This is a genomic window from Pseudoduganella sp. SL102 (assembly GCF_027856995.1).
Classification (GTDB): domain Bacteria; phylum Pseudomonadota; class Gammaproteobacteria; order Burkholderiales; family Burkholderiaceae_D; genus Rugamonas; species Rugamonas albidiflava.
Genome location: NZ_CP115554.1, coordinates 5283455 through 5306580, shown reverse-complemented (window position 1 = coordinate 5306580; position 23126 = coordinate 5283455). Strand labels below are relative to the sequence as shown.

At 67.1% G+C, this 23126-nt stretch carries 14 protein-coding genes; 8 read left to right on the top strand and 6 right to left on the bottom strand.

Annotation, left to right across the window (positions count from 1 at the left end; translation table 11 throughout):
- Positions 1–116: 116 nt before the first annotated feature.
- Positions 117–1187, bottom strand: coding sequence for a LacI family DNA-binding transcriptional regulator (locus OU994_RS22345; RefSeq protein ID WP_281607728.1), 1071 nt, complete (start codon positions 1185–1187; stop codon positions 117–119).
- Between the two features lie 249 nt (positions 1188–1436).
- On the opposite strand from OU994_RS22345, the gene OU994_RS22340 reads away from it, so the two are divergent.
- The 7 genes from OU994_RS22340 (at position 1437) to OU994_RS22310 (ending at position 13780) form a co-directional block, all read left to right on the top strand.
- Positions 1437–4391 (top strand): TonB-dependent receptor, encoded by a 2955-nt coding sequence (locus tag OU994_RS22340; protein WP_281607727.1) that lies wholly within the window; start codon positions 1437–1439, stop codon positions 4389–4391.
- A complete protein-coding gene (locus OU994_RS22335; RefSeq protein ID WP_281607726.1) occupies positions 4391–5743 on the top strand; it encodes a BNR repeat-containing protein in 1353 nt (450 codons plus the stop codon). Before OU994_RS22340 ends, OU994_RS22335 begins: the two co-directional genes overlap by 1 nt.
- On the top strand, positions 5740–6948 hold the full coding sequence (locus OU994_RS22330; RefSeq protein ID WP_281607725.1) for a glycoside hydrolase family 88 protein: 1209 nt from the start codon (positions 5740–5742) through the stop codon (positions 6946–6948). Before OU994_RS22335 ends, OU994_RS22330 begins: the two co-directional genes overlap by 4 nt.
- On the top strand, positions 6948–8231 hold the full coding sequence (locus OU994_RS22325; protein WP_281607724.1) for a DUF2264 domain-containing protein: 1284 nt from the start codon (positions 6948–6950) through the stop codon (positions 8229–8231). The genes OU994_RS22330 and OU994_RS22325 overlap by 1 nt, the downstream gene beginning before the upstream one ends.
- Before the next feature lie 242 nt (positions 8232–8473).
- A complete protein-coding gene (locus OU994_RS22320; RefSeq protein ID WP_281607723.1) occupies positions 8474–9568 on the top strand; it encodes a branched-chain amino acid aminotransferase in 1095 nt (364 codons plus the stop codon).
- Between the two features lie 99 nt (positions 9569–9667).
- Positions 9668–10054: a cupin domain-containing protein gene (locus tag OU994_RS22315; RefSeq protein ID WP_281607722.1), complete on the top strand. Its 387-nt coding sequence runs from the start codon at positions 9668–9670 to the stop codon at positions 10052–10054.
- Between the two features lie 654 nt (positions 10055–10708).
- Complete coding sequence (locus OU994_RS22310) at positions 10709–13780, top strand: TonB-dependent receptor (protein ID WP_281607721.1); 3072 nt, start codon at positions 10709–10711, stop codon at positions 13778–13780.
- Between the two features lie 222 nt (positions 13781–14002).
- Here the strand turns inward: OU994_RS22310 and OU994_RS22305 are convergent, their stop codons facing one another.
- Positions 14003–15751 (bottom strand): pectinesterase family protein, encoded by a 1749-nt coding sequence (locus OU994_RS22305; protein ID WP_281607720.1) that lies wholly within the window; start codon positions 15749–15751, stop codon positions 14003–14005.
- A 121-nt stretch (positions 15752–15872) separates the two neighbouring features.
- Here OU994_RS22305 and OU994_RS22300 point away from each other — a divergent pair, with 121 nt between their 5' ends.
- Positions 15873–17963 (top strand): hypothetical protein, encoded by a 2091-nt coding sequence (locus OU994_RS22300; protein ID WP_281607719.1) that lies wholly within the window; start codon positions 15873–15875, stop codon positions 17961–17963.
- 91 nt (positions 17964–18054) lie between these two features.
- Here OU994_RS22300 and OU994_RS22295 read toward each other — a convergent pair whose 3' ends face one another.
- The 4 genes from OU994_RS22295 to OU994_RS22280 all read right to left on the bottom strand — a co-directional run bounded on the left by OU994_RS22295 (position 18055) and on the right by OU994_RS22280 (position 22993).
- The gene (locus OU994_RS22295) at positions 18055–19518 is read right to left on the bottom strand and encodes a pyridoxal-dependent decarboxylase (RefSeq protein WP_281607718.1); all 1464 of its coding nucleotides are present in this window, start codon (positions 19516–19518) and stop codon (positions 18055–18057) included.
- A gap of 194 nt (positions 19519–19712) precedes the next feature.
- Positions 19713–20339: a LysE family translocator gene (locus OU994_RS22290; protein ID WP_281607717.1), complete on the bottom strand. Its 627-nt coding sequence runs from the start codon at positions 20337–20339 to the stop codon at positions 19713–19715.
- Positions 20340–20683: 344 nt separating this feature from the next.
- Entirely contained in the window at positions 20684–21484 is an 801-nt protein-coding gene (locus OU994_RS22285; protein WP_131145044.1) for an HDOD domain-containing protein, read from the bottom strand.
- Between the two features lie 147 nt (positions 21485–21631).
- The gene (locus OU994_RS22280; RefSeq protein WP_281607716.1) at positions 21632–22993 is read right to left on the bottom strand and encodes a GGDEF domain-containing protein; all 1362 of its coding nucleotides are present in this window, start codon (positions 22991–22993) and stop codon (positions 21632–21634) included.
- Between the last annotated feature and the right edge of the window lie 133 nt (positions 22994–23126).

Sequence of the window (23126 nt, the reverse complement as noted above, 5' to 3'; positions counted from 1 at the left end):
CCTGCCTTGCTGCTTTTAGTGCCTGCGCGAGCCGGCATTGGCGCGCCCGCAACCGCGGCCGTCCCCTCGACGGGGTGGCGGGGCAGGGCGGTGCCGGCGGCCTGGCGCATCATGCGTTATGCGGCGGAATCCGCAGCCGAATCGTTGGAGGAAGCGGCCACCGAAACGGCGCCGCTGGCCGCGACGGGGCCGGTGGACTGGCGGATCACCAGCTCCATCGGGAACGCGGTCCTGTCCGGCGGCACCGTGCCACCCTGGGCCAGCGTGACCACGTCGCCCACGGCGCGCGCCGCCAGCTCGGCCAGCGGCTGGCGCATCGTCGTCAGCGGCGGGAACACGTGGCTGGACAGGGGGATGTCGTCGAAGCCGATCACGGAAATATCCGCCGGCACCTTCAGGCCGCGGCTGTGGATCGCGTCGATCGCGCCATAGGCCATCTCGTCGTTGGCGGCGAAGATCGCCGTCGGCGGGCGCTTCAGCGCCAGCAGCTGCTGTGCGGCGGCGTTCCCGGCAGCCTGGTTGAAGGCGCCGCCGACGACCAGCGCCGGATCGACGCGGATGCCGGCCGAGCGCAGCGCGTCCTTGTAGCCTTTTTCGCGTTCGGCGCTCTGGCCGGTGCCCGCCGTGCCGGCGATGAAGGCGATGCGGCGATGGCCCAGCGCGAGCAGGTGTTCCACCGCCATCCGCGCGCCGTTGCGGTTCTCCAGCGCCACGACCGGCAGGCGCACGGCGCGCGCGTCGTAGTGCACCAGCACGCACGGCATGCGGTGCTGCTCCAGCACGTCCAGGTAGCCGTCCGCGCCGTTCGGCATCACCAGCAGCAGGCCGTCGCACAGCTTGCTCAACATGTCGACCGTGCCGGCGCGGGCCGGGCTGTCGAAGCGCTCGGCGTTGAACAGCAGGATGTCGTAGCCGCGTGCCCGCGCTTCGGCGCTGATCTCGCGCGTGACTTCATGCAGTACCAGCGAGCCGTAGTTGTTGACGAACACGCCGATCAGGTTGCTCTTGTCGCCGCGCATGCGGCGCGCCAGCATGTCCGGCGTGTAGTTCAGCTGGGCCGCCGCTTCCATGATGCGGGCGCGTGCCGATTCCGACACGTAGCCGACGCCGCGGATGGCCCGCGATGCGGTGATCGGCGAGACGCCGGCGATTTTTGCCACTTCACTGAGCTTGCTGGTCTTGCGCATGGGGGCTGTACGGTGGCGAATGTGCTGTTCGGGAGGCCCGACTGTACCAGAGCACGCATGATTCTGGCGGGAATGTGGTCACGTTACCACATCGGCCAAATTTGCCCTCCGGACTTTATTCAATGAAGTCAATGGTTTACGTTCGCGGCGTGAAACCGCTCAATTTTGTGAGCAGTTCGATGAAAAGACTGTGTGGTAACGTGACCATAACTCGTGGCATCGAGATAACCATATAGATCGGAGACGGAGATGAACAAGAAGCTTCTCGCCACCCTGCTGCCGCTGGCGCTGGCCGCGGCCTACGGCACCCATGCCAGTGCCCAGGAAGCCAGCGCGCAGGCAGCAAGCACACAGGGAGCCAGCACGGCGGATGCCGGCGCGCCGCTGGCGACCGCACAACCGGGGGCCGACGCCTCGGGACAATCGACCCCGGCCGGCACGACCGGCGGTGGCCCTGCTGCCGGCCAGGAACCGGTGAGCACCGTCGTCGTCACGGGCTTCCGTTCCAGCCTGCAGAAGGCACTGAACCTGAAACAGCAGGCCATCGGCGTGCGCGATTCGATCGTGGCCGAGGACATCGGCAAGTTCCCCGAGGCGAACGTGGCCGAGTCGCTGCAGCGCGTGCCGGGCGTGATCCTGAACCGGGACGAAAGCTCCGGCGAAGGCCAGCGCATCTCGATCCGCGGCCTGCCCACCGAATATTCCGTCACCACGCTGAACGGCGCGCCGGTGAACACCACCTCGACCAGCACCATCGGCAGCGCCGCGCGCGGCTTCAACTACGACGTGTTCGCGTCCGAACTGTTCGGCCGCATCGACTTCTACAAGTCGCCGCTGGCCGAACTGACCGAGGGTGGCCTGGGCGGCATCGTCGACCTGCAGACGCCGCGCCCGTTCGACAATCCGAAGCGCCAGGTACGCTACGGCATCACGGCCGGCTACAACACGATGTCCGAGCGCTTCAACCCGGCCGGCTTCGCGCTGTACTCGAACACCTGGGGCAACTGGGGCTTCCTGGTCGGCGGTTCGCACTCCGGCAGCATGAACAACCGCTCCGGCTTCGAAGCGACCGGCGGCTACAACAGCTCGTTCAACGGCAGCCAGAGCCCCGTGAAGGGCAATTTCGCCGTGGCGCTGGACTACGATTCGCCGCTGGCCAACCTGGGCGGCTACACCCGCGACCAGGTCGACCGCGCGCTGCTGCCGCGCATCTACCGCTTCTACGGGTCGCAGAACGACCGGACCCGCGACGGCCTGGTCTCGTCGCTGCAGTACAAGAACGGCGGCTTGAACATCAGCTTCGATACGCTGTACTCGAAGCTGAAGAACGAGCGCGACGAGATGTACTTCGGCATCCTGGTGCGCAACAGCCGCACCACCAACCGCAACGCGCCGGCTGGCCAGAACGGCAACAACGGCTTCATCCCGCTCGACGTCTCCATCGACCCGTCGTCGAACCTGCTGGAAGGAACCTTCGGCAACACCTCGTACAGCAGCGGCGTCACGTACGCCAACGACGAGACCGAATTCGGCTACGGCGCCCTGAACCTGACCTATAAAGCCAGCGACAAGCTGACGTTCACGGCCCAGGCCAGCGCCAACAACAGCAGCGCGCTGTCGTACCAGAGCACGCTGTCCGGCCAGATCTTCGGCATCACGTCGACCATCGACTATGGCGACGACCACGTGTACCCGTCGCTGTCGTCGCCGACCAGCTACACGGACCCGAACAACTTCCAGGGCTTCCAGATCGGCACCGGCTGGACCAAGGAAACCGACAAGGGCCGCCAGGCGCGGGCCGCGGCCGAGTACTCGTACGAGCTGCCGGGCGGCTGGACCGGCAAGATGAAGAGCGGCTTCTCCTTCGTGGAAACCACCAAGGGCATCGACAAGCGCAACGGCACCGCGCTGGCCACGGCGCGGCTGAACCAGCTGGGCACCGCCGGACTGCGTTCGGGCATGACGTCGAACCTGCCGATCTCGAACCTCGACATGGGTGGCGGCTGGCCAGGCGCGTGGGGCACCTTCGACCGCGGCTACACGTATTCCACCTTCAACCCGCTGGAATACAACCCGAACTCCACGTTCACCCCGGCGCAAAGCTTCACCGCGCAGGAAAAAGTCAGCACGGCGTTCGTGCAATCCGACTTCCGCGGCGAGGTGTTCGGCCGCGAACTGCGCTTCAACGCCGGCGTGCGCTACTCGGAAACCAGGACCTACATCGACAACTTCCAGCAGGCCGGCGCCAACAACGCCTATGTGCCGAACGAGGAAGAGGGCAAGTACAGCAACGTGCTGCCGGCCGTCAGCGCCGCCTTCGACGTGACCGACACCCTGATGTGGCGCGCTTCGTGGGGCAAGACGATCTCGCGCGCATCGCTGGGCATCATCGCCGCGCAGACCGTGATCCCGAACCAGTTCGACAACACGGCCACCGCCGGCAATCCGAACCTGAAGCCGCAGCAGTCGAAGAACTTCGACACCAGCCTGGAGTGGTACTTCAAGCCGGGCAGCCTGCTGTCCGCCGGCTATTTCCGCAAGGTGCTGACGGATGCCACGGTGTCGACCACGCAGATCGTGAACTTCGGTTCGCTGGGCCTGCCCGACACGTCGCTGGGCCCGATCTTCCAGGATGCCAACGGCCGCGTCGACCCGAACCTGCCGATGACCCTGCGCACCTATTCGAACGCAGGCAAGCAGGTACTGAAGGGCTACGAGCTGGCTTACCAGCAGGCCTTCGACTTCCTGCCCGATCCGTTCAAGGGCTTCGGCGCGCTGGCCAGCTTCACGCACATCGATCCCTTCAACAGCCAGCGCTGGATCACCAACTCCGGCCGCGAGATCGAGGTGAACTCGGTGCCGAAGTTCGCGTACAGCACCACCGGCTATTACGAGCGGGGCCCGCTGGCGGTGCGCCTGTCGTGGAACTACAAGGGCCGCTCGCTGCATGGCGACAATCCGCGCAACAACGGCGATGACCTGATCCGCTGGCGCGCCGCCCGCGGCTACCTGGACGGCAACATCAGCTACAAGATCAGCGACAAGCTGGAATTGCGGATCGATGCGCTGAACCTGTCCAACACGCTGGCCTACGATTACTTCGAGGATGCCAACGGCGTGTACGGCAGCGGCAAGAAGACCCGGATGGACTACGCCAAGTACGACGGCCGCACGATCAAGATCGGCATCCGCGGTTCGCTGTAATGCGGCGCCCGATCCTGGGTACCGCGCTGGCCGCCGCGCTGCTGGTTCCACTGCTGGTTCCGCTGCTGGCCGGCTGCGCCGGCGGCGGCCAGCCGGGTGGCCACGCCGATGTGCGGCTCATCGACGTGGCGCCCGGCTGGGCGGACAACTCCGTCAACGCCGTCATCTTCCGGCGCCACGCGCTGGTCAGCGACCGCGAGTGGCAGTTCATCGCGTTCTACGACGCCGAAGGACGCGTGGTACTCGGCCGGCGCAAGCTTGCCGGGACCAGCTGGGAACTGTCGCCCACGCAGTACCAGGGCAATGTGCGCGACGCCCACAACAGCATCAGCATCGGCCTGGATGCCGCCGGCGTGCTGCACGTGGCGTTCGACCACCACAATGGGCCGCTGCGCTATGCCCGCGGCACGGCGCCGCACGCGCTGGCGCTGGGTGCCGAGGAACCGATGACGGGCCGCGACGAGCGCTCCGTCACGTACCCGGAATTCCATTCGCTGGCGGGCGGCGCGATGCTGTTCCTGTACCGCGACGGCGGTTCCGGCCGGGGCAACCTGGTGGTGAACCGCTACGATCCGGCCGCCAGGAAGTGGTCGCGGCTGCACGACAACCTGATTTCCGGCGAAGGCAGGCGCAATGCCTACTGGCAGGCCGCCGTGGACGGGCAGGGCACGGTGCACGTGTCGTGGACGTGGCGCGAATCGCCGGACGTGGCCAGCAACCACGATATCGCCTATGCGCGCTCGCGCGACGGCGGTGTCACGTGGGAAGACAGCGGCGGGCGCAGGATGGCGCTGCCGATCACCGAAGCCGGGGCCGAAGTGGCGGCCCGCGTGCCGCAGAAAAGTGAGCTGATCAACCAGACCGCGATGTATGCGGACGGCGCCGGCCGGCCCTACATCGCCACCTACTGGCGCAAGGCCGGCGAAACGGTGCCGCAGTACCGCATCGTGCACCTGGGCGAGGGGGGCTGGCGCACGCTGGACCTGCCGTTCCGGCGCACGCCGTTCTCGCTGTCCGGCATGGGCACCAAGGCGATTCCCGTTTCGCGGCCGCAGCTGGTGGTCGATGAACGGGGCGCCAATGCGCTGCTGCTGTTCCGGGACGAGGAGCGCGGCAACCGCGTGTCGGCCGCGCTGGTCGATATCGCGCGCGGCAGCTGGACGGTGCGCGACCTGGCCGAGGCGCCGGTCGGCGCGTGGGAACCGAACCTGGACCCGGAGCGGTGGCGCCGCAGCGGGGAACTGAGCCTGTTCGTGCAGGATGTGCGGCAGGCGGATGGCGAAGGACTGGCACGCGGGGCACCGACGATGGTGCGCGTGCTGGCGTTCAAACCGAAGGAGTGGAATCGATGAAGCATCAGCTTGGGTATCAATGCAGGAACGGGTACGCTGCGAAGGGCGCGCTGCTGGCCGCGGCATTCGTGCTGGCCGGCTGCGCGGCGCAGCAATCCGCGCAACAATCCACGCAGCAGCCTGCCGGAGCGCAGGACAGGGCGGCGGTGGTCGCCGCGATGGACAAGGTCAATGGCTACTGGCAGAAGACCACGCCGGCAACGGAATGGCCGTTCTGGAACGTGGCCGCCTACCACACCGGCAACCTGGAAGCCTACAAGATCACGAAGAACGCCGCTTACCTGCGCTACACCCAGGACTGGGCGGAGCACAACAAGTGGATGGGCGCCAAGTCCACCGACAGGTCGACATGGAAATACACCTACGGCGAAACGGACGACCACGTGCTGTTCGGCGACTGGCAGACCTGCTTCCAGGTCTACGCCGATCTGTACAGGATGCAGCCCGACCCGGTGAAGATCGCCCGTGCCCGCGAAGTGATGGAATACCAGATGAGCACCCCGAACGACGATTACTGGTGGTGGTCGGACGGCCTGTACATGGCCATGCCCGTGATGACGCGCATGTACAGCATCACCGGCAACAAGCAGTACCTGGCCAAGATGCACGAGTACTTTACCCACTCGCGCAAGATCATGTACGACGAGGACGCGAAGCTGTTCTACCGCGACGCGCGCTACGTCTACCCGAAGCACAAGAGCGTCAATGGCAGCAAGGATTTCTGGTCGCGCGGCGTGGGCTGGGTATTCGCGGCGCTGCCGCGCGTGCTGGACGACCTGCCGAAGGACGATCCGCACCGCGCCGAATATGAACAGGTGTTCCGCGACATGGCGGCTTCGCTGAAGAAGGCGCAGCAGGCCGATGGTTACTGGACGCGCAGCCTGCTCGACCCGGCCCACGCGCCGGGGCCGGAAACCAGCGGCACGGCGTTCTTCACGTATGGCTTCCTGTGGGGCATCAACAATGGCCTGCTCGACAAGGCCGACTACCTGCCGACCGCGCAGAAGGGCTGGGCATACCTCACCACGACCGCGGTGCAGGAAGACGGCCGCCTGGGTTACGTGCAGCCCATCGGCGACCGGGCGATTCCCGGGCAGGTGGTGGACCGGAACTCGACCGCGCACTTCGGCGTGGGCGCGTTCCTGCTGGCCGGCGCGGAAATGGTGCGCCTGATCGATGGCGCAACGGCGAAAGGAGTCAATTGATGGAACGTCGTAACTTCATGCGCGGCCTGGCCGCGGCACCGGCGCTTGGTACCACTGCCTTGCTGGCCGGTGGCGGCGATGCGCTGGCTGCCGGCCAGCCCGGACCGGCCCCGTCCTCGCCCGCCGATGCGCGCGCCTTCCAGCTCGGCCTGATGCAGCGGATGGCCGAGCCGGTGCTGGCGAACATGGCCAAGGGCCAGCTGAAGAAAACCTTCCAGCTGGAAGTCAGCCCCACCTGGGATGGCCGCGACAAGGGCGTCACGTACCTGGAATGCTTCGGCCGGCTGATCGCCGGCGTGGCGCCGTGGCTGGAGCTGCCCGACGATGGCACGGCCGAGGGGAAATCCCGCAAGCGGCTGCGCGAGCTGGCGGTGCAGAGCTACATCCACTCGGTCGACCCGAAGAGCCCCGACTACCTGCTGTGGAAGGGGCCGGGGCAGACGCTGGTCGATTCCGCGTATTTCACCAACGCGCTGATGCGCGCGCCGAAGGCCCTGTGGGAGCCGCTGGATGCGACGACCAAGCGCCGCATCGTCGCAGAGATCAAGAGCCTGCGCCGCATCGAGCCGCCGTACATCAACTGGCTGCTGTTCGCGGCGATGAACGAGGCGTTCCTGCTGTCGATCGGCGAAGAGCACGATCCGATGCGGATGAACGTGGCGATCCGCAAGATCAACGAGTGGTATATCGGCGATGGCTGGATCAAGGATGGCGAAGCGTTCCACTTCGATTACTACAGCTCCTACGTGATGTATCCGATGCTGGTGGAAATCCTCGAAGTGCTGGCCAGGCACAAGGGGCCGTTCTGGAACGGCAAGCCGGATGAGCTGCTGGCCCAGGCCTACCAGCGCATGCAGCGCTATGGCGAGCACCTGGAGCGCTTCATTTCGCCGCAGGGCACCTGGCCGCCGGTGGGCCGCTCGCTGACCTACCGCACCGCCGTGTTCCAGCCGCTGGCGCTGCTGGCATGGCGCAAGAAGCTGCCGAAGTCGCTGCCCGAAGGCCAGGTGCGCGCCGCGCTGGACGCTGCCCACCGCGCGATCTGGACCACGCCATCGAATTTCACGCCGGATGGCTATCTCACCATCGGCTTCATGGGCCACCAGCCGGAGCTGGGCGACTGGTACTCCAACAACGGCAGCATGTACATCGCCTCCGCCGGCTTCCTGTCGCTCGGGCTGCCCGCCACGGACAGCTACTGGACCTCGCCGGCACAGGACTGGACGCAGAAGAAGGCGTATTCGGGGGCGAAGTTCCCGAAGGATTATCCGGTCAACTATTGATCGTGTTCCACCCCAGGTGCAACATCAGGGGTCAGACCCGCCGGGGCGTAGCCGGGGTTTCGAGGAGCATCGCTCCTTGCCGGCGTAGCAGTGCTCGCCTACCGGCGAGCACTCCTCCCTGACCCCAGCCCTTCGCTGTTGGGGTGAAATCGGATGCGGTTGGTCCGCATGCGGCACCGGCGCCGACATGATGTCGCATGTTAAACTCCCCCGACGATCAACTCCGTTTCCCGCAGTTCCTCATGACCACGTTCAAGATCACCCCCTCGACCACCCCGGCCTCCACCGCCGACCGCGAACAGAAGCTGCAGGCCATCCAGTTCGGCCGCGTGTTCACCGACCACATGGCTGTCGTCAAGTACAGCAACGGCACCTGGCACGATCCGGAAGTGAAGCCCTATGGCCCGCTGTCGCTCGACCCGTCGGCTTCCGTGCTGCACTACGGCCAGGCGATCTTCGAGGGCTTCAAGGCTTACCGCCAGCCGGACAATTCCATCAGCCTGTTCCGCCCCGAACAGAACGCCGAGCGCTTCAACCGCAGCGCGCACCGCCTGGCGATGCCGGCGATCCCGAAGGAACTGTTCATCGGCGCGGCCGATGCGCTGGTCAAGCTGGACCAGGCATGGGTGCCGGGCGGTTCGGGCGAGAGCCTGTACCTGCGGCCGTTCATGATTGCCACCGACCCGTTCCTGGGCGTGCGGCCATCGAATGAATACCTGTTCCTGCTGATCGCCTCGCCGGCCGGCGAGTACTTCCCGCAAGGCCTGAAGCCGGTCAGCGTGTGGGCCAGCAAGGAATACGTGCGCGCCGCGCCCGGCGGCACCGGTGAAGCCAAGTGCGCCGGCAACTATGCGGCCAGCCTGCTGGCGCAGGCCGAAGCGACGCAGCATGGCTGCGACCAGGTGATCTGGCTGGACGCCATCGAGCGCGAGTACATCGAGGAAATGGGCGGCATGAACCTGTTCTTCGTCTACCGGAAAGAGGGCAAGCCGGTCATCGTCACGCCGCAGCTGACCGGCACGCTGCTGCCGGGCATCACGCGTTCGACCCTGCTGCAACTGGCCGCCGACGAAGGCTACGAAGCCGAGGAACGCCGCCTGTCGCTCACGGAAGTGCGCGAGGCGATCGCTTCGGGCGAAATCTCCGAAGTGTTCGCCTGCGGCACCGCCGCCGTCATCACGCCGGTGGGCCTGATCAAGGGCCGCGGCTTCGAGGTTACGGTCAACAACAATGAGAACGGCCCGGTCGCGCTGGCCCTGCGCGATGCGCTGCTGGGTATCCAGCGCGGCACCGCGGCCGATACGCACGGCTGGCTGCACCAGGTCGCGCTGGGCTGAACCGCGAGGCGATGTCCGGGCAGCGGCGGCGGCGCCGCTGCCGACGCATTCCTTGCCGATATGGTACAAAGCAGGACCAGTAACCCAGAAGGAGCAATCATGCCCGGCTTTAGCATCAACCTCGAAGAAAAAACCCTGTCCAACGAAAACTTCCGCGAAGTGCTGTTCACCACGCCGCAAAGCCAGCTGGTCGTGATGACCCTGCAGGCCGGCGAGGAAATCGGCGCCGAGAAGCACGACGACACCGACCAGTTCATCCGTGTCGAAGCAGGGCAGGGCAAGGCGATCCTCGACGGCGAGGAACATGCGCTGGAAGACGGCGTGGGCGTCGTGATCCCGGCCGGCACGCATCACAACGTGATCAACACGAGCAGCGAGCCGCTGAAGCTGTACACGCTGTACACGCCGCCCGAGCATCCGGACGGCACGATCCACAAGGACAAGGCCGAGGCGGATGCCTACGAGGCCGAGCACGGCCACCATTGATGGCGGCGCCGCGAGGCGCCCTGCATGGAAAAAAGCGATACCGTCGAGGTGTCGCTTTTTTTTTGTGCGATAAGCCCACCCCAAGTGCAAATTCCGGGGTCAGGGAGGAATACTGGCTTGCAGGCCAGTATCGCTTCGTCGGCAAGGAGCGATGCTCCTTGAAACCCCGACTACGCCCCGGCGGGGTGAAGCAGGGGTTTCGCGAAGCATGCTTCGCGCCTGCGCAACGGTGCTGGCATGCATGACAGCACTCCTCCCTGACCCCAGCCTTTCGCTGTTGGGGTGAACGCTTGCGGTCCGAGGTCTCGGCTGGCACGTCACTTCGCGGCATTGGAGCCTGTGCCTGTTCTCGCGGCCGGAACCTCTGGCGCCGCGTTCCCCGTTAGGTAATATCAGGTAACAGAACATATCGTTAGTGCAATTGATATGCGCTACCAAATGGTTGCGCATATCATCATGGCCTGACCAGTCGAAACCCGCCCCGCCATAGGGGAAATTGCGCATGCGACCCTCGTTGTTGCGCAAATGGTAGCGCTTAACAAACGATGTTAAAAAATGTTGACATTGTTTCGTGCGGCTCCTAAACTCGACTTCGCTGTGCTACCAAAAGGCAACAGATAGCACGGCAGTGCTGATAAAAACAGGAGACAGACCATGAATCATCGAACGACCGCCGGCCGGCGCGTCGCGCTCGGCTTGACCGCGATGGCAAGCCTGATCGCCCAGGCATACGCCCAGGACGCCACCACCGCTACCGCCACCAATACTCCCGCCGCGGCCGAAGCGCCGATGCAGACCGTCCAGGTCACGGGCTACCGTAACAGCCTGCTTTCTTCCGCGCGCGACAAGAAGGAATCCGTGGGTTTCCAGGATTCCATCAACGCCGAAGACCTGGGTAAATTCCCGGACAAGAACATCGCCGAATCGCTGAGCCGCGTACCGGGCGTGCAGGTGGCGCGCGACGTGACGGGCGAGGGCATGACGATCCAGATCCGCGGCCTGGGGTCCTCGTTCACCAAGATCCTGCTGAACAACTCGCCGATCGCGGTGGCGTCGTCCGGCCCGATCGACGGCGCCAACACGAACCGCGAAGTCGACCTGGACCTGCTGCCGACCGACCTGTTCACCAAGCTCACCGTCAGCAAGAGCCCGACCGCCGGCCAGATCGAGGGTGGCGCTGCCGGCGTGGTGAACCTGCGCAGCGCGCGCCCGTTCGACAAGGAAGGCCGCCAGCTGTCGATGGGCCTGACGGGCACCAAGCAGCAGATCGCCGACAAGGCCGGCTTCCGCGGCAACGTGATCGCCTCCAACACGTGGGACGGCAAGTTCGGCCTGCTGGGCGGCATCTCGTTCTCGCGCCAGCAAAACCGCACCAGCGGCTTCGAGACCGTGGGCTGGACCAACCCGAACCTGACCGCCGCGCAGAGCACTTCGCCGACCCGCAACGCCACCGGCGGCGGCAACTGGACGATTCCCGCCACCGTGCCCGCCAACGCCGGCAACGGCCTGGTGGCCGGCACGGCCATCGACCAGGCGTTCCTGCTGTCGCGCAATCCCGGCCTGACGATCGACCAGATCGACAACGCGATCGTGCCGCGCCTGGGCCGCACGATGGAGTACTACGGCACCCGCGACAAGATCTCGGCCGTGCTGGCCGGCGAATACCGCCCGACCGAAAACCTGCACTTCTACCTGGACACCATGTACAGCAAGAAGGACGACGACATGCAGCGCAACGCCTACACGTGGGCAGTGCGCAACAATGCGTCGATCCCGCTGGACATGGCCGTGGACCGCAGCGATTGCGCCGGCGGCTGCGTGGTCACCAAGGGCACCTTCGCCAACGCGCTGAACTTCATCGAGTTCGGCCCGCGCCGCGACAAGGTCGACCTGCTGGGCATCAACCCGGGCGTGGAATGGAAGATCACGCCGAAGCTGACGTTCGACGCGGCCGGCAACTGGAACCGCAGCCGCTTCACGCACGAAGCGCCGACCATCATGCCGATCACGGCGCCGAACAGCGGCAACACGATCACGTACGAGAACAATGGCGGCGTGCCGTCGATCGTCTCGAACCTGGACCTGAACAATCCGGCCAGCTACCAGTGGGTCGGCGGCCGCGTCAACATCCAGAACGAGCTGCGTGAAACGAAAACCAAGGGCTTCCACACCAACCTGGCATGGGGCGACAAGAAGCTGACGATCCGCGGCGGCTTCGCCTGGGACGACATCAACCGCCGCATCCGCGCGCAGGACAACTCCGCCGCGTGGCAGGCCGCCGTGTGCGGCAACAACCCGAGCGTATTCCTGCAGGGCCCGAGCGGCGCGCCGCCATGCGACGGCGCCAGCACGCCGGGCGCCTCGGCCGCCGCGCTGTATCCGGGCTATGGCACGGGCTTTACCGCGGGCCAGAGCGCGCCGCTGACCTACGGCGGCTCGCTGATCCCGAACGCCGCGCTGCAGAACTACCTGGTGCCCGGCCCGTACGGCCGCCTGGCGCTGGACTGGGACCGCTTCCGCCAGGATTCCAACTTCGATTTCTTCAACGACAACGCGCCGGATTCGGGCGCCTCGTCGACCGGCGCCAGCGCCGGCTTCATCCGCGAGAAGTCGAAGGCGATCTACGTGGAAGCGAACGGCGAACTGAAGCCGGCCGGCTACAACCTGCGCTGGAATGCCGGCGTGCGCTACGTGCGCACCGAGCAGCAGGTGGGCTCGCTGAACTCGATCTCCGATCCGCGCAACGCCAGCCTCACGCTGAACGGCAGCAAGTACCCGAACATCAGCCAGTGGGTGTACCAGGATACCGAGTACAGCAACACACTGCCATCCGGTACCGTGGCGCTGGACCTGACCAAGGACGTGGTGCTGCGCGCCGCCGCCTCGCGCAGCATGACGCGCGTGAACCCGAACGACCTGCGCCCGGGCATCAACTTCTCCGGCGTCTCGGCGGACGTGGGCACGATCGGCAACCCGGGCCTGAACCCGTACCTGTCGGATAACATCGACCTGGGCGTGGACTGGTTCACGGGCCGCGAAGGCTACCTGTCGGTCACCGCGTTCCAGAAGCGCCTGAACGGCTTCACGGTGAACGAGAACATTTCGATGCCGTTCTCCGCGCTGGCCCAGTACGGGATCAACTACAACACCTTGATCCCGGCGCAGCAGGTGGCGATCGATTCGCGCGGCGGCCCGAACAACGCCACCGTGGTGATGACGCGGCCGAGCAATGCCGACGGCATCCTGCGCATCCGCGGCCTGGAAATCGGCTGGGTGCAGCCGCTCGACAAGATCCTGCCGTGGCGCGGTTTCGGCATCAACGAAACGCTCACGCTGATCAACCAGAAGGCCAGCGGCGAGGGTTCGCAGGGCTTCATCGCGCTGGGCGTGCCGAAGAAAACCAACAACTTCAGCATCTACTACGAGAACTACGGCTACATGCTGCGCCTGTCGCACACGTACTCGCAGGGCAGCCAGGTGGCCAACGCGAACCAGAGCGGCATCACGCAGGCCGCCCTGTTCGGCCGCGACTACAAGCAGGCGGACTTCTCGTCGAGCTTCGAGCTGGACCAGATCTTCGACCGCGAAGGCCTGCCGATGCTGACGTTCGACGTCGTCAACATCAACAAGGCCAAGCGCAGCGGCTACTTCCAGTTCGCCAACGCCACGATGTCGCAATACGACCCGGGCCGCACCTTCGCCCTGGGCCTGCGCATGAAGTTCTGATGCACGCGTGACGGTTCCTCATCCGGGGACCGTCGTGCCTGCCGCGGCGTCCATTCCTTGCGGGATGGGCGCCGCGTTGCCTTTGATCTCCCGCTTTCATGATCGCGCCCATGCGGCACAACAGGCACTGCCTGCGCATAGTCTTCGAAAAATGCAACTAACCGAACGTGATCATATGGCGCTACCGGGCACGCGGCGGGCATGGCCCGCCGCCAGCCATGCCTACAGGCCCACAGCCACGGGCGCGCTGACGGCGCGACCGCTGCCGTTCGACACCTCGACGGTATAGCGGCCCGGTGCGCGCACCGATAGCGTCGCGTCCGAGGCGCCCGCAACCGCCTTGCCATCCCGGTACCACCGGTAGGAAGGCTCGGGAACCCCGGCTGCCCGCACGGTCAGCGTGCCGTCCTGGCCGACGACTGGCTGCGCCAGGATGACCGGCGCGAGTGCCGGCTGCCAGCCGCCCAGCACCCAGGCCGGGTCGCGGTACTGCGCGATCACGGCGGCGTCCCGCGTGGCGTCGAGCTGGCGCGAACGGGGATGGCGCGCGCTGGTGTCGACCGGCTTGCCATCGGGCCCGCGCGAATTGAATTCCCAGAACTTCGCATGCGTGGCGCCGGCGCCCACGTCCGCCCAGCCGGCCGGGCTGATGCCGTCCAGCGTGGCATCGATCAGCACCGCTTCCGCATGCGGATAGTTCCTGCCCTTGTTGTCCGGCAGGCGCGCGATTTCCGCCGGTCCGCCGAGCGCGGTGAAGCGGCAGCCGACGAACACGTTGCCGTGGTTCGCCTCGGTATTGCGGATCCACATGAAGGCACCCTTCGAGGCGATGTCGCAATCGCGGAACCAGGCGGGCCCGCGGCCGAGGATCGTGTCGCCGCCGCCCACCAGCGAGAAGTGGCTGTAGTAGGCGCTGCCATTGGTCTGCAGCGCATCGCCCGAGCCGCGCACCGTCACATGCGTGACGATATTGCGTTCGCCGTTCAGCAGCAGGCCCTCTGCCTGGCCCTTCGCCGTGGTCTCGATCGTCAGGTTGACGAGGGCGATGTCCTGCACGTTGTCCGCCATGAAGGCGGCGCGGCGCGACGGGAACGTGCCGGGCCGCTCGTTGGTGGCCACGTTCAGCGGATGCGGGTTGAACACCTCGTTGTTGGCGTAGTGGATGCGCACCTTGCCGCGGTCCTCGCCGACGATCGTCAGGTTGCGCTTGTTGCGGAAATAGACGATCTCCTCGTAGTCGCCGTTCTTCACGAAGATCGTCGTGCGCTTTCCCGGCTGTGCCGGCTGGTCCGGCACGTGATCTAGCGCTCCCTGGACGGTGGAGAAGTCACCGTCGCCCGCGGCGCTCACGGTGACCAGCGCCGCATCCCTGGCCGGGCCCGCGCGCTTTGTCGTGAAGCGCCAGTCCTTGCCCGCGATACCCTGGAAGCCGTCGCCCGCCAGTACGCCCGGATCGACCTGCACGTAGTATGTCTTGCCATAGGCGAGCAGGTTGTGGTGCGGCGTGACCAGTGCCATGGTGCCGCGCACGATCACCGGGTGGAAGTGGAAGCCCTCGGTGAAGCCGCCGATGATCGTCAGCTGGTAGTCGCCCGGCGCGGCCACCGGCACCGGATCGACGCCGGGCGTGGGCGTGCCGGGCTTCGTGTCCGCGTTGGTGCGGCGCGGGCCGCCATAGGGGTACGGGTGCGGCAGGTAAGGCGCGCGCGGGGCGGTGCGGCCCGTCGCCGGGCCGGCCGGGATCGACAGGTCCAGCGTGTCCACCAGCCGGTCGTCGGCGGCATCGTAGATGCGGACCTGGCCGCGCGTGCCCGGCACCGGCGGGCTGTCGAACACGAGCCGCAGCGGCGTGTCCGGATTGACGCCGGTGGCGCCGGCGCGCGGCAGCAGCTCGACGGCAAGGGCGTCGGCCGCCGGCATGGCGCAGGCGAGGGCAATGGCAAGCGAAAGGGCGGTGATGGCGGGTTTCATGGGTCTCCCTGGAGTGTTTTTCCATTGTAGAGCGGGATCCCGGCCGGTTGCGCTCAAGCTTCCGCTCATCTTCATTCTTCCGTCGTATACTGGGCTCCCGACACTTTTAGCCAGTGCATCCATGATCATCAGCCCGGAAATCGACTTCTGGAACGACGCCATCCAGCCACCGACGGAACGGCGCCACGGTCCCGCGCCGGAGCACCTGCTCGCGGCACTGCGTGCGTCCCATCCCGGCCTGGCGGCCGCCGCCACGCCCGGTTTCGAGGCCGACCTGGCCCAGGCGCTGGGCAGCCTGCCGCCGGCCGTGCTGGCGCGGCTGCATCCCAACTGGCTGGGCGCCTGGGCCGTCGACGGGCTGGAGCGCGAGGCGCTGACGGACCTGGTGGTCACGCCGGACGGCGACTTCCTCGGCATCGCCACGCTGCTCGATGCCGGCAAGCTGGCCGATGCGACCGCGAACGGCTGGGCCACGACGCGTGCCAGCGCGGTGTTTCCATCGTCTGCCTCGCTGGTCGAGGTGCGCGTCGAGGACGATGCCGCCGATACCCGCGCCAATGCGCTGCGCCTGCTGTTGCTGCGCGAGGCGGGCAAGGCGCTGGCCGCCGGCCGGCGCTTCATCCCCGACTGGTGGGCCGAGGGCGTGGAGGGCGAGTACTCGTTCCTGCCGCTGTCGTGGCAGGTGGACGACGCGGGCCATGTGGTACCGGCCGATGACGCGCTGCGGCGCGCCGGCCCCGATGCCGCCGCCGCATATCGCGCGCTGGACAGCACCGCATGGCTGACGCCGGCCAGCGCGCAAAGCCCGCTCGACGACTTCGCCGAAGCGTTCGCGCTGTACGCGCACATCGTGCTGTCCGGCCGCCCCTACAGCGTGCGGGTGTTCGACGGCGCCACGCCGTACGACTACGCGCCGCGCTGGGATGCGCCGCGCCTGGCCGGCAAGCTGGCCCTGCTCAAGCGCTTCGTGCCGGACGTGGCGCACGAACCCGATCCGCAGGTGGCCGCCGCCGCGCTGCCGTTCGCGCCGCTGGTGGGCACGGCGCCGCTGATGCGCCGCGCCTTCGACAAGATCGACATGGCACCGGTGGCGCAGGCGCTGCTGGCGCGCGCGGAGTCCGACCAGCTGGATGCCAATGCGTACCTCGATTTCGCCATCACGCTGCAACTGACAGGCGACCGCGACGTGGCGCTGGACGTGCAGGCCGAGGCGGTGCGCATCCGCCCGCATTACACGCTGCCGGCGCGGCAGGGCGAGATGCTGCGCCTGCTGGTGATCATGGGGCTGGGCGACCTGATGGCGAACACGCCGATCGAATTCCTGCTGGAAGACGCCGACGTCACGCTGGAAATGCTGTACGTGACCGCCGATGCGCCCTGGCCGGAGGTGGTGCCCGAGCACGACGTGATGATGGTGTGCATGGGCGAGAACGATGCCAACCAGCCGCTGCTGGCCAGGCTGTCGGAATGGATCGCGGGCTGGCCGCGCCCCGTGCTCAACGGCCCGGAGCGGATCGCCGTGCTGTCGCGCGACGGCGTCTGCAACGCGCTGGCCGGCATCGATGGCGTGGAGATGCCGCAAACCGTGCGGCTGCCGCGCGCGCAGCTGGCAGCCCTCGCGGCCGCGCCGGACACCTTGCGCGAAGTGCTGCCGGACGGCGTGTTCCCCCTCATCGTGCGCCCGCTGGGATCGCACGCGGGCCATGACCTCGACAAGATCGATACGCCGGCCGACCTGGCGGCTTACCTGGAGCGGGTGCCGGCCGAAGCGTTCTACCTGTCGCGCTTCGTCGATTATCGCGGCGCGAACGGCCTGTTCGGCAAGTACCGCGTGGTACTGGTCGAGGGCGTGCCGTACCTGGCGCACTTCGCCAGCTCCGAGCACTGGATGGTGCACTACCTGAACGCCGGCATGGGGGAAAGCGCGGCCAAGCGGGCGCTGGAGGCGGAAGCGATGGAGCACTTCGATGCTACCTTCGCGGCACGCCACCGCGCCGCGCTGGCCGAGATCGACCGCCGCATCGGCCTGCCCTACGTGGGCATGGATTGCGCCGAGACGCCGGACGGCAAGCTGCTCGTGTTCGAAGTCGACAACGCGATGATCGTGCACGCGATGGATGACGAAGCCATGTATCCGTACAAGAAGCCCGCCATGCGCAAGATCTTTACCGCGTTCCGGCAACTGCTGGAGAATGCCCGTACCCGCCGCTGACGTATGTGCCACGGGTGTCCGACACCGTTTCCGGATGAAGCGCCCGGAAAAAATGTCCGACACCAGGCCGCCGATCCTGGAACGCCACGTTCTACCGTGCCGCCTCCAGCCGCTGCGCCGCCAGCTCCTCGAGCCCCTTCAGCATCGCATCGATATCGCGCCGCTCGCTGCGATGGTTGACGATCGCCACGCGGATGGCGACCTTGCCCCGCAACGTGGTCAGCGACGGCGCCGCGATGCCCGCTTCCTGCAAGTCGGCCACCAGCGCGGCATTGAAATCGTCGGCATCCACGCCGTCCGCCATGCCGGTCACTTTATAGCGGAAGCACACGATGTTCAGCGCCACCGGCGCCAGCAGCTCGAAGGCGGGGCGCTGGCGCACCTCGTCGGCCAGGTAACGGGCCAGCGCGCACGTGCCGGCGATGGCACCGCCCATCCGGTCGGCGCCATGGGCCTGCAGCGTGAACCAGGTCTTCAGCGCGCGGAAGGAGCGCGACAGGTCCGGCCCGAAATCGCACGGCCACGGCGAGCCGCCGGCCATGCCGCGCGGTTCGCGTTTCAGGTAGCGCGGCGCCGCGGCGAAGGTGTCGCGGTGCAGCTCGCCGTCGCGCACCAGCACGAAGCCCGCGTCGTACGGCACCTGCGCCCACTTGTGGAAATCGAAGGCGATCGAGTCGGCCTGCTCTATGCCGTCGAGCAGCGGCGCCAGTTCCGCCGACAGCATCGCCATCGCGCCGAACGCGCCGTCGACATGGAACCACAGGCCGTTGGCGCGGGCGATCGCCGCCACGCGCGCCAGCGGGTCGATCGCGGCGGTGTCCACCGTGCCGGCGGTGGCGGCCACGAAGAAGGGCCGCAGGCCGGCCCGCACGTCGGCGGCAATGGCCTGTTCCAGCGCCGCAGTGTCCATGCGGAAGTCGTCGTCGAGCGGCACCAGGCGCAGCGCGGCGCGGCCGATGCCGGTCAGGTCCATCGCCTGGGCGATGCAGTCGTGCGCCGCGGCCGACGTGTAGGCGACCAGGCCCTGTCCCATGCTGGCAAGGCCGGCGTCGCGCACCTCGAGCCCCAGCATGCGGCGGCGCGCCACCAGCACGGCGATCATGTTGGCCATCGACGTGCCGGTGACGAAAATGCCGCTGGCACCGGCCGGGAAGCGGAACAGCTCCGCCATCCAGCGCGCCACCTGGCGCTCGACCTCGACGGGAACCTGGTCGCGGCCGCCGACGTTCGCGTTCAGCCCCGCCGCCAGCATCTCGGCCAGCATGCCGACCGGCGTGCCGCCGCCGTGCACCCAGCCGAAGAAGCCGGGATGCGCATTGCCGACCGCGTAGGGCAGCACGTCGTCCATGAAGGTGCGATGGAGCCCGGCGAGGTCGCTGCCGGCGCGCGGCAGCGGCGCCTGGAATGTCGCGCGCACCTCGGCGGGCGCCGGCTGCCACACGGGCCGCTCGCGCAGGTGTTCCAGGTAGTCGAACATGTCGTCGAGCATGCGGTGGCCCTGCTCGCGCAGCGCCGACCAGTCGTCGGGATCGAGGGAAGTCTTGTGCTCGGCCATGGCAGCTCCTTGTTGCGGATGGCGGCACTATACTTCACGGACGCGTCCGGCAGGCGCAGGGGACGCCGGGCTTGTCCGCTCACGCTTGCTTGCAAACGCTTACTTGCAAACGCTTACTTGCAAACGCTTGCTTGCAGGCGCTTGCTTGCAGGCGAGTTGCTGATGCTTGTTTGCCGACGCTTGTTTGCCAGCGCTTAGCGGCTCACGATCAGCTTCAGCCCCAGCGCGATGAACACGGCGCCGGCCAGGCGGTCGAGCACCACGCCCGCGCGCGGCTTGCGGCTCAGCCATCCGCCGATGGCGCCGGCGAACCAGCCGAGGAGGCCGAACAGCACGGCCGCCTGCAGCGTGAACGTGACCCCCAGCGCAGCCAGCTGCCAGGGCGCGTCGCCGCGCGAAGCCACCACGAACTGGGGCAGGAACGACAGGAAGAACAGGACCACCTTGGGATTGATGGCATTGGCCAGGCAGCCTTTCCAGAACAGCCGGGCAGGGGACTCGGCCGGCACTCCCGACGCCGCGAGGTTGACGGCGCCGGCATGGCGCCAGGCACCCCAGCCCAGCTTGATCAGGTACAGGCCGCCCGCCACCTTCAGCACCGTGAACGCCGTCGGCGATGCCGCGATCAGCGCGCTGACGCCCACCACCGCCAGCGCCGTATGGCTGAGGCACCCGAACGCGCAGCCCAGCCCGAACGCGATGCCCTGCCTGCGCCCCTTCGCCATCCCCATGCCGAGCACCATCAGGTTGTCCGGGCCGGGCGAGACCGTCAGCACCATCGCGGCCAGCAGGAAGGGGAAGAATTGGTCGGGTGTCAGCATCGGGGACTCGCGGGGGAAAAGCGCAAGTATACGGTACCGGTTTGGTGTGGTCGATGTGGCGGCTGGCGGGTGAGCTGCAGGGGTCTGTCCCCGCCAGTTGTTGACTACAAGCCTGGTCGCTGGCATGGATCAAGGGGACTGACCCCGGTGTTCGCGTGCGCTGATGTGGCGCTGGCAAATACCGGGGTCAGTCCCCTGGTTTGGCGTCGCTGACCAAGGCCAGCGCTAGCAACTGGCGGGGACAGACCCCTGCTGATCAGCCGCTATTTGCAACCTCTAGCCAGCCTCAGTACTTCACGGCGGCTGGCTGGTCCCAACTGCGCCGGCAGGCAACTATTCGGCCTTCAAGGCGCTGCCGAAAACGACTCGTGCGACGGGAACCTGGCCATCATCCACTCGCGCCGCAACTGCAGCGCGTCGACCACGTCGGCCGGCAGGGTGCCGATGGTTTCCGGGTCGTCGCTGGGCGTGTCGGCCAGCAGGCTGGCAAGGTGGATCACGCCGGCCAGCTGGCAGAACGGGCGGGCGGCCATCGGGTCGGACGAGCTTTCCAGCGCATGCACGATCCGGGCGGGGAAGTTCCAGCGGCGGCCCAGCTCGGCCGTGATCTGGCCTTCGGAAAAGCCCAGCAGGCGCTGTTCGCGTTCCCAGCGGCCGCCGGGCAGGTGCGGCTGCTGCTCGATTTCCGCGAACTGGGCGGGGGAGACCTGGTAGATCAGCAGTTCGCCCAGCCGCAGCATCATGCCGGCCAGCCAGGCTTCGCCGCCGTCGCAGCCCAGGCCCGTGGCCAGCCATTTCGAATAGCCGGCGCAGGCCATGCTGCTCTTCCAGAATTCGTCCGAGTCGAGGCCCGGCAGTTGCGGGAACGATTCGGCGAAGCAGGCGGCCAGCGCCAGCGTGCGGATATGCGACAGGCCGGCCAGCGCCACCGCGTCGTCCAGCGAGCTCACGCCGCGCGAGAAGCCGAAGCGGGCGCTGTTCGCCAGGCGCATCAGCTTGGCCGTCAGGGCGGGGTCGCGGGCGATGATCGCGGCCACGCTCTTCGACGAGGCATCCTCGTCGTCGAGCGTGGCGATCAGGGCATGCGCCACCTCGGGGATGACGGGCAGTTTAACGTCGGCAAAGAACTGGGTAAGCGTGGGCATCGATGTCTCTCGGTTGATCGGTGCGGCGCCGCTGTCCGGATGCCGCTGGGGCCAGTGTAAGCCGGGAAAGTGCCGGAATCGCTAAAAGATTGCTTATGATCAATATCGACTGTTGCGGATTCGCAAGTGACCGCCAGGCAGGGCCCGTCAGTCGTACTGCGCGCCCAGGGGGTGCCTGGGCGACTCCGCGCCCGGCAAGACGGGCGGCCCGGCCAGCACGACGCAATCGCGGCCCCCGGCTTTCGCCGCATACAGGGCGGCGTCGGCACGCTTGATCACGGCGCCGATGTCCTCGTCCTGCCCGCGCGAGGCGATGCCGAACGACGCGGTGACCCGCAGGCCGGCCGGCCAGGCCGCCGCATGCAGCGCGGCGCGCAGTTTCTCGGCCAGCTGGCGCGCCTGCTCGGCACCGGTGGCGGGGCAGACGATCAGGAATTCCTCGCCGCCCCAGCGCACCAGCTTGTCGTTGGCGCGGATTTCCGAATGGATCGTCGCGGCGAAATCGCGCAGCACGGCATCGCCGGTATCGTGGCCGTGCCGGTCGTTGACGCGCTTGAAGTGGTCGATGTCGGCGAACACCACCGCCATCGGCGGCGCCAGCAGCGATGACGTGCTCATCAGCGCCGCCCGCAGCCCCTGCCGGTTCAGCGCCCCCGTCAGCGGATCGGTATTGGCCTGCTCGACCAGTTCGCGCGCCTCCAGCTGCAGGGCGGCGTTGATTTCGCCCAGCAGGGCGAGGCGCCGGCCGCTGTCGCCCAGTTCGCGGCGCAACTGCAGCGCGGCCAGGGCGGGCCAGCTGACCGCGCACAGGATCCACGCCGCCATCAGGCCCATGTACAGCTCGTCCGCGGTGAGCCACTTGCCATGCAGGCGCAGCGAGCGCAGTTCGATCACGTGCTCGCCGGCGGTGCTGGTGGCACCGGTCAGCAGTTCGATGCGCGTCACGTTATCGATGCGCATGTCGGTGTCGTCGAGCGGCACCTTCATGTAGTCGATCCACCATGTCGCGGTATGGAGCACGTTCAGCGGCACGCGGATGACGCCGGGCGCGCCCACCTCGAATTCGACTTCGTTGACCTTCTGCGACATCGGGTTGTCCAGCTTCGAGATGCCCGCTTCGAAGTTCAGCACCATCAGGCGCAGCGAGCGGCGCCCGGGGCCACGGTAGGTCACGTCGAAGGACACGCTGTCGAACTCCGACAGGTCGATGCCGGTCTCCGTATCGGACATGGCGAACTGGTACTTGCAGGCCGGCCAGTCGATCGTGCGCGCCAGCTGGCAGCGCATGGTCAGCGCATTGCCGTGGCGTTCCAGCGCCACGCGGCTGGTGCCGCCCATCCACCGGTCGTCCATGACGTCGCGCCGCACGCCGGGCCGCGTGGTCAGGTCGATCACCCGTTCCATGCCGAAGTGGTGCCACACCAGCAAGCCGGCCGTGATCATCGCCAACGCGGCGATCACACGGTGCATCAGGCGGTGCATACGGCGGTTGGCTGGGGAAGAAGTCACTTTGAAATCGATTTCGGCACGAACCCCGCGACGATACTCTTGATATTTCCTACCATCAACTAATATTGCTAAAAGTGTTGTGCGTGGCTCACGGCGGGATGGCACATTCTGCCGCAATCCCGCACTCGGCCGC

What these genes read in the sequence shown, in the direction of transcription:
- OU994_RS22290 (WP_281607717.1), bottom strand. Translation starts at nt 20,339, where the DNA reads ATGCTGACACCCGACCAATTCTTCCCCTTCCTGCTGGCCGCGATGGTG.
- OU994_RS22300 (WP_281607719.1), top strand. Translation starts at nt 15,873, where the DNA reads ATGATCATCAGCCCGGAAATCGACTTCTGGAACGACGCCATCCAGCCA.
- OU994_RS22285 (WP_131145044.1), bottom strand. Translation starts at nt 21,484, where the DNA reads ATGCCCACGCTTACCCAGTTCTTTGCCGACGTTAAACTGCCCGTCATC.
- OU994_RS22295 (WP_281607718.1), bottom strand. Translation starts at nt 19,518, where the DNA reads ATGGCCGAGCACAAGACTTCCCTCGATCCCGACGACTGGTCGGCGCTG.
- OU994_RS22310 (WP_281607721.1), top strand. Translation starts at nt 10,709, where the DNA reads ATGAATCATCGAACGACCGCCGGCCGGCGCGTCGCGCTCGGCTTGACC.
- OU994_RS22330 (WP_281607725.1), top strand. Translation starts at nt 5,740, where the DNA reads ATGAAGCATCAGCTTGGGTATCAATGCAGGAACGGGTACGCTGCGAAG.
- OU994_RS22340 (WP_281607727.1), top strand. Translation starts at nt 1,437, where the DNA reads ATGAACAAGAAGCTTCTCGCCACCCTGCTGCCGCTGGCGCTGGCCGCG.
- OU994_RS22320 (WP_281607723.1), top strand. Translation starts at nt 8,474, where the DNA reads ATGACCACGTTCAAGATCACCCCCTCGACCACCCCGGCCTCCACCGCC.
- OU994_RS22335 (WP_281607726.1), top strand. Translation starts at nt 4,391, where the DNA reads ATGCGGCGCCCGATCCTGGGTACCGCGCTGGCCGCCGCGCTGCTGGTT.
- OU994_RS22315 (WP_281607722.1), top strand. Translation starts at nt 9,668, where the DNA reads ATGCCCGGCTTTAGCATCAACCTCGAAGAAAAAACCCTGTCCAACGAA.
- OU994_RS22325 (WP_281607724.1), top strand. Translation starts at nt 6,948, where the DNA reads ATGGAACGTCGTAACTTCATGCGCGGCCTGGCCGCGGCACCGGCGCTT.
- OU994_RS22305 (WP_281607720.1), bottom strand. Translation starts at nt 15,751, where the DNA reads ATGAAACCCGCCATCACCGCCCTTTCGCTTGCCATTGCCCTCGCCTGC.
- OU994_RS22345 (WP_281607728.1), bottom strand. Translation starts at nt 1,187, where the DNA reads ATGCGCAAGACCAGCAAGCTCAGTGAAGTGGCAAAAATCGCCGGCGTC.